This is a genomic window from Methylosinus sp. KRF6, from assembly GCF_018887255.1.
In the GTDB taxonomy this organism is placed as follows: Bacteria; Pseudomonadota; Alphaproteobacteria; order Rhizobiales; family Beijerinckiaceae; genus Methylosinus; species Methylosinus sporium.
Window position 1 is genome coordinate 1,874,885 of the sequence record NZ_JAHLJF010000001.1, and the last position, 6,297, is coordinate 1,881,181.

Annotated in this window: 6 protein-coding genes, 1 tRNA gene and 1 pseudogene; 3 read left to right on the forward strand and 5 right to left on the reverse strand. The window is 65.9% G+C overall.

Annotation, left to right across the window (positions count from 1 at the left end; genetic code table 11):
* The first annotated feature begins 4 nt into the window (after positions 1 to 4).
* Entirely contained in the window at positions 5 to 733 is a 729-nt protein-coding gene (gene recO, locus KP010_RS09030) for a DNA repair protein RecO (RefSeq protein ID WP_142862875.1), read from the forward strand.
* A 54-nt stretch (positions 734 to 787) separates the two neighbouring features.
* Here the strand turns inward: recO and KP010_RS09035 are convergent, their stop codons facing one another.
* On the reverse strand, positions 788 to 1,033 hold the full coding sequence (locus KP010_RS09035; protein WP_108915455.1) for a hypothetical protein: 246 nt from the start codon (positions 1,031 to 1,033) through the stop codon (positions 788 to 790).
* Between the two features lie 150 nt (positions 1,034 to 1,183).
* Between KP010_RS09035 and parC the strand changes: the two genes are divergently transcribed.
* Positions 1,184 to 3,436, forward strand: a complete 2,253-nt coding sequence (gene parC / locus KP010_RS09040; RefSeq protein ID WP_142862874.1) for a DNA topoisomerase IV subunit A — start codon at positions 1,184 to 1,186, stop codon at positions 3,434 to 3,436.
* Between the two features lie 16 nt (positions 3,437 to 3,452).
* On the opposite strand, the gene KP010_RS09045 is transcribed toward parC, so the two are convergent.
* From KP010_RS09045 to KP010_RS09055, 3 genes are all read right to left on the reverse strand, one after another.
* Positions 3,453 to 3,701 (reverse strand): hypothetical protein, encoded by a 249-nt coding sequence (locus KP010_RS09045; protein WP_142862873.1) that lies wholly within the window; start codon positions 3,699 to 3,701, stop codon positions 3,453 to 3,455.
* 149 nt (positions 3,702 to 3,850) lie between these two features.
* A complete protein-coding gene (gene cysE / locus KP010_RS09050) occupies positions 3,851 to 4,684 on the reverse strand; it encodes a serine O-acetyltransferase (RefSeq protein ID WP_142862872.1) in 834 nt (277 codons plus the stop codon).
* Positions 4,685 to 4,699: 15 nt separating this feature from the next.
* Positions 4,700 to 5,464 (reverse strand): alpha/beta fold hydrolase, encoded by a 765-nt coding sequence (locus KP010_RS09055; RefSeq protein ID WP_142862968.1) that lies wholly within the window; start codon positions 5,462 to 5,464, stop codon positions 4,700 to 4,702.
* A 184-nt stretch (positions 5,465 to 5,648) separates the two neighbouring features.
* On the opposite strand from KP010_RS09055, the gene KP010_RS09060 reads away from it, so the two are divergent.
* Positions 5,649 to 5,725: transfer RNA gene (locus KP010_RS09060), tRNA-Arg, on the forward strand.
* Here the strand turns inward: KP010_RS09060 and KP010_RS09065 are convergent.
* Positions 5,696 to 6,297: pseudogene (locus tag KP010_RS09065) on the reverse strand (recombinase family protein); the annotation flags it as partial. The gene KP010_RS09060 and the pseudogene KP010_RS09065 sit on opposite strands and share 30 nt — an antisense overlap.

Genomic DNA, 6,297 nt, shown 5'->3' on the forward strand with positions numbered 1-6,297 from the left:
ATAGATGGATTGGCGGGACGAAGGGCTCGTCATCGGCGTCAAGCGCCACGGCGAGTCCGCGGTCATATTGGAGCTGATGACGCGCGCGCATGGCCGTCACGCCGGCATGGTGCGCGGCGGCGCCGGCCGCGCGCTGCGCTCGGTGCTGCAGCCGGGCAATAGCGTCGAGGTCGCCTGGCGGGCGCGGCTCGAGCAGCATCTCGGCGCTTTCGCCGTCGAGCCTCTGCGTTCGCGGGCGGCGCGGCTCATCGACCGCGCCTTCGCCCTGCATGGCGTCGGCCATCTCTGCGCGCTGCTACGGTTGCTGCCGGAGCGCGATCCGCATGGCGAATTATTCGATATGGCCGAGGTCATCGCCGATCGGCTCGATTCGCTCGATCTCGCTCCGGCGCTGATGGCGCGCTTCGAGCTGGCGTTGCTGGCGGCGCTGGGCTTCGGTCTCGATCTCGAGCGCTGCGCCTTGACGGGGGAGACGGCGGACCTCGCTTATGTGTCGCCCAAGACCGGCCGGGCGGTCGCGCGCGCTGCCGCCGCGCCCTGGCGCAATCGTCTGCTGCCTTTCCCCGAATTTCTGCGCCAGCCGGCGCCGGCCGGGGCGGATGCGGAGGAGCTGGCGGCGGCCTTCCGCCTCACCGGGCATTTTCTGCAGCGCGACGTCTTCGGCCCGCGCGGGCTCACGGCGCCGCAGGCGCGCGCGCTCTATGTGGCGGCTTGCGGCGCGATGCGAGCCTGAAGGCTCGCGGTCCAATGCGCCCCCGGACGCGAGCCTGCGCTCGCCCGAAATGCGTCACTCTCCCTCGCACACCACCCGGCGCTCGTGACGGCTGACGCCATAGCCCTCGTCGATCGGCACTTCCACTTCCTTGCACAGAGCCTGCGGCGAACGGGCGCGGCGCGCATCCTTCTTCTCCGCAGCGTCCTCGTGCAAAAAGGGCAGCCAGTCGAACAGCGAAAATTCCAAGGCCTTGGATTGCGCGCTGGCCGCAGCCATGCCGGCGCCGATAAAAAATGCGAACAGGAGAGGCTTCTTCATGAGATTAGGCTCGAACGGACGGCGATGCGACAGGACGCCGAAAGCTCGGCTGTCTTAGTGGAAGCGCGCAGCGACGGCAATGGTTCACGCCAGAGTCGCGGCGGGCTATAAGCGCACGCAGCAAACGCCGAAAGGGCGGGAGTCGGCGATATGGCGAAAAGCGGAACGACGACGGACGAAGGCGGCGGGGATGCGCTGCCGGTGGAATTGCGCACGGCGCTCGAGGAGCGATACCTCACTTATGCGCTCTCGACGATCACCGGCCGCGCGCTGCCGGACGCGCGCGACGGCTTGAAGCCCGTGCATCGCCGCATTCTCTACGGAATGCAGATGCTGCGGCTGGACCCGAACACGCCGTTCAAGAAATGCGCGAAGATCGTCGGCGATGTGATGGGCTCCTTCCATCCGCATGGCGATCAGGCGATCTACGACGCGCTGGTGCGCCTCGCGCAGGATTTCTCCTCGCGCTATCCGCTCGTCGACGGACAAGGCAATTTCGGCAATGTCGATGGCGACGCCGCCGCCGCCTATCGCTACACGGAAGCGCGCATGACCGCGGTGGCGCGGCTGCTGCTCGAGGGCATAAACGAGGACGCCATCGACTTCCGCCCCAATTATTCGGGCGAGGAGCAGGAGCCGGTCGTGCTGCCGGCGGCCTTCCCCAATCTTCTCGCCAATGGCGCGCAGGGCATCGCCGTCGGCATGGCGACCTCCATTCCGCCGCATAATCTCAATGAGCTGTGCGACGCCGCGCTCTATCTGATCTCGCATCGCAGCGCCACCGCCGAGCAATTGCTCACCTTCGTGCAGGGACCGGATTTTCCGACCGGCGGCATTGTCGTCGATCCGCGCCCCCAGATCGTCGAGACCTATCGCACCGGGCGCGGCTCCTTCCGCCTGCGCGCGCGCTGGAAAAGGGAAGAGACTGCGCGCGGGCAATGGGTCGCGGTCGTCACCGAGATTCCCTATGGCGTGCAGAAATCACGCCTCATCGAGAAGCTCGCCGAGCTGGTCGTCGAGAAGAAGGCGCCGCTCGCCGGCGATGTGCGCGACGAATCCGCCGAGGATGTGCGCATCGTCATCGAGCCGCGCGCGCGCACCGTCGATCCGGCGCTGATGATGGAGACCTTGTTCAAGCTCTCCGAGCTGGAGGTGCGTTTTCCCGTCAATATGAATGTGCTCGTCGATGGCGCCGTGCCGCGCGTCGTCTCGCTGGACGAGGCTTTGCGCCAATGGCTCGACCATCGCCGCGAGGTGCTGGAGCGCCGCTCGCGTCATCGCTTGAGCGAGATCGTGCGCCGGCTCGAGGTGCTCGAGGGCATGATCATCGTCTTCCTCAATCTCGACGAGGTGATTCGCATCATCCGCGAGGAGGACGAGCCCAAGCAGGCGTTGAAGGCGGCTTTCGAGCTGACCGACGTGCAGGTCGATTATATTCTCGACACGCGCCTGCGGGCCTTGCGCAAGCTGGAAGAGATGGAGCTGCGCAAGGAACATGCGAAGCTGCTCGAGGAGAAGACGGAGGTCGAATCGCTGCTCGCCGATGAGGGCAAGCAGTGGAAGACGATCACCACGCAGATCCGCGAGCTGAAAAAGACGATTCTCGCCGACGCCAAGCTCGCCAAGCGCCGCACCACTTTCGAGGATGCGCCGGAGGCGACCGACATCGATCTCGCCGAGGCGCTGATCGAGCGCGAGCCGATCACCATCGTCGTGACGCAAAAGGGCTGGATACGCGCGCTCAAAGGCCATGTGGCCGATCTGACGCAGCTCCAGTTCAAGGGCGACGACGCGCTGGAGACGTCCTTCTTCGCGCAGACGACGTCCAAGGTTCTGGCTCTCGCCTCCAATGGCAAGGCCTATACGCTGGACGCCGCCAAGCTGCCGGGCGGGCGCGGCCATGGCGAGCCGATAAGGCTGATGGCCGATATCGACGAAGACGCGGCGATCGTGAAAGTGCTGCCGCAGACGCCGGACGCGCTGCTGCTGCTCGTCGCGGACGACGGACGCGGCTTCGTGGTCTCGCAGAACGATCTCGTCGCGACGACGCGCAAGGGCCGCGCGGTCTTCAACGTGGAGCCGCCGTCCAAGCTGAGAATCGTGACGCCGGCGGAGGGCGACCATGTCGCCATCATCGGCGAGAATCGCAAGCTTCTGGTGTTTCCGCTCGCCGAGGCGCCGCAAATGGCGCGCGGCAAGGGCGTGCGGCTGCAACGCTACAAGGATGGCGGCGTCGCCGACGCCAAGGTCTTCGCGCTCGCCGACGGGCTGACCTGGGTCGATTCGTCCGGCCGCACCTTCACCGTGGACAAGCGCGAGCTGAGCGAGTGGATCGCCCATAGGGCGGAAGCGGGGCGGCTACCGCCGCGGGGGTTCCCGAAGAGCAATCGATTCGGGGCGTGAGGGCTCGGCTCCTGGGTCAGCGTGGCATTTGATTGGCGGCGCGGCCGCAACTCGCCTTGATCACCGGGCTGCTTTCCCACGGCCGGAGCCATCCATAGTGCCACGAGCCGTTCGCGCAATACATCCCGCGATGGACGGGGACCGACAAGTCGCCGCCTTTTACATCGGGTATCGGGTTGTAATACGTGCCCAGCGGCGCCGCGAATAGAGGCGTCACGCCAACAAGCGACAGGCCAAGCGCAATTGGAGCCAGGAGCTTGCGCATTGTGCTCTCCAGTCTTGTTGCACATGGGTCGGTAATCCGATCCACTCACGATGGTTCCAATATTTATGGCTCAGCGCGGCGGCGCGCGTGCCTCGAGACGCGGCCTTCGGCCGCTGAGGGAAAGTCCTGGCGCCGACGTGTGTGGGCTCCTACAACCCCGGATCATGCGACTCGTCGATGATCTGATCCATCGTCAGCGCCGGCTCTGCGGCGCCCACATCGCCGATGACGCGGGCCGGCACGCCGGCCACCGTCTTATGCGCCGGCACAGATTCCAGCACCACGGAGCCCGCCGCCACGCGGGCGCGCTCGCCGATCTCTATGTCGCCGAGCAGCTTGGCCCCCGCGCCGATCAGCACGCCATGGCGCACCTTTGGATGGCGCGCGCCGCCGGCGGTGCCGGAGCCGCCCAGCGTCACCCCATGCAGCATGGAGACGTCGTGCTCTATGACGCTGGTGGCGCCGATCACCACGCCGGTCGCATGATCGAGAAAGAAGCCGGCGCCGATTCGCGCCTGTGGGTGGATGTCGGTCTGGAAACGCGCCGAGGCGAGGCTCTGGAGCCAGAGCGCGAGATCGCTGCGGCCGGAGCGCCACAGCCCATGCGCCAGCCGGTAGGTCTGGATGGCGTGGAAGCCCTTGAAATAGAGCGCCGCCTCGAGCAGCCGGGTGCAGGCGGGATCACGGTCGAAAACGGCCATCAGATCGGCCCGCAACGCGGCGCCCAGCGCCGAATCGCGCGCCATCTGATCGCGGCAGAGCCGCTCTATGACCGTCGCCGGCAGTTCCGGCGCCGCGAGACGCTGCGCGATTCGATGCGCGACCACGGCCTCGAGACTGTCCTGCGCCAGAATCGCCGCGTAGAGAAAGGCCGCCATATGCGGCTCGCGGCCCGCGGCGGCTTCGGCCTCGGCGGAGAGGCGGGAAAAAAGCGGATCGACGCCGGAAAGGGCGACGAGCCGCGCGGGGCCGCTGTCGATCATGGCTCGGCTCCGTCTCTATTCCCGCTGCGCGAGGAAATCGAGCACCGCCTGCTTGAACACGCGGTCGCCGACGGCGCGATTATGGTCGCGGCCGGGAATATCGACGATATGAGCGTCCGGGAACAAAGGCTCGAGCGGATGCGGATCGCCGGCCACCTCGTCGCGCGTGCCGACGCAGATCAGCACGGGAACCTTTATCGCGGCGAGCCGGGCGCGCTCGACGGTCTGATTCGGGCCGCGCGCGCAGGCGGCGAGAGAGGGAAGATCGGCGCGCGTCGCCTCGGCGAAGCCGCGGAACATTTTCAGCAGCGGATCGTCGATATCCTCTATGCGCTCGGCCTCCATGGCCTCGGCCAGGCCGCGCGGCAGGCCGGTGGTCACGAGATTGGCGCCGATGCCGCCGAGCACGAGGGAGCGGACGACCTCGGGATGGTCCAGCGCCAGCGTGGCGGCGATTCGCGCGCCCATGGAATAGCCCATCACATCGGCGCGCTCGACGCCGAGCTCGGCGAGGAGATTGGCGACGTCGCCGGCCATGAGCGAAAGCTCATAGGCCGCCGGATCGTGAATCTTCTCGGAACGGCCATGGCCCCGATTGTCGAGCACGATGACGCGCCGCCCGTCCTCGGTGAGCGTCTTCACCCATTGAGGGAACAGCCAATTCACGGCATGTGTCGAGGCGTAGCCGTGAATGAGGACGATCGGCTCATGGCGATCCTCCGTCAGGGGCGGAAAATCGATATAAGCGATCTGCACGCCATTCGACCCGAACTCGTCCATCATCAATCCTATTTTATTACATTCAAGGAGCGTCGCCATCAGGATCGTCGGTAATTATCGCAGTCATAAGGCGGCGCAAGCGTCTTGTCTGGGGAAATATCTTCCTATTGCCAAGCGGCCTCGCAGCCGCTAAACGAGCGGCTCACCGGTTCGACGCGCCGCTGAGGCGCAGCGCGGACCGTAGGCGCCCGTAGCTCAGCTGGATAGAGCACCAGACTACGAATCTGGGGGTCAGGAGTTCGAATCTCTTCGGGCGCGCCATTTGCGTATAAAACCGCGAACACCCTTGCCGATTTGTTCTCCGGCGACGACAGCCTGTTCGAGGCTGGTCTTGGAGCCGTGAATGCGGATGGCGTGGTCATCGACCTCGACGGCTTCGACGACCGCCCGCAAATAGGCTCTGCGGAACAACGTTTCGCCGACCGTGATCTTTTCGCGCATGAACGTCCCGAATCGCTCGAGCTGGTCCGGTTCGAGCACGATTGACGGCGTGGACTGAGCTTTGATCCGATCCAACGCGGCTTTCGCGCGCTCACGCTCCAATCTGAGCGCGGCGAGACGATCTCGGAGAAGATCGTCCATGTCGGTGACGCCATCCTCGACCATTTTATAGAGACGCTTCAGCCTGTCCTCGGACTGGGCGATTTCCGATTGGAGGGTTTCCGCTCGATTGCGGACCTCTTCGTCGCCGGCGGCGCGCTTCTGAGCCAGGGAAGTCAAGATGCCGGCCAGCCGGTTCGGGCCGAACAGTCGGTCGGCGAGATGGGTCGTGACCAGGCCGTCGAGCCGGTCCATCGGGATCGAGCGCCCCTTGCAGCCGGTCTTGCCGACGC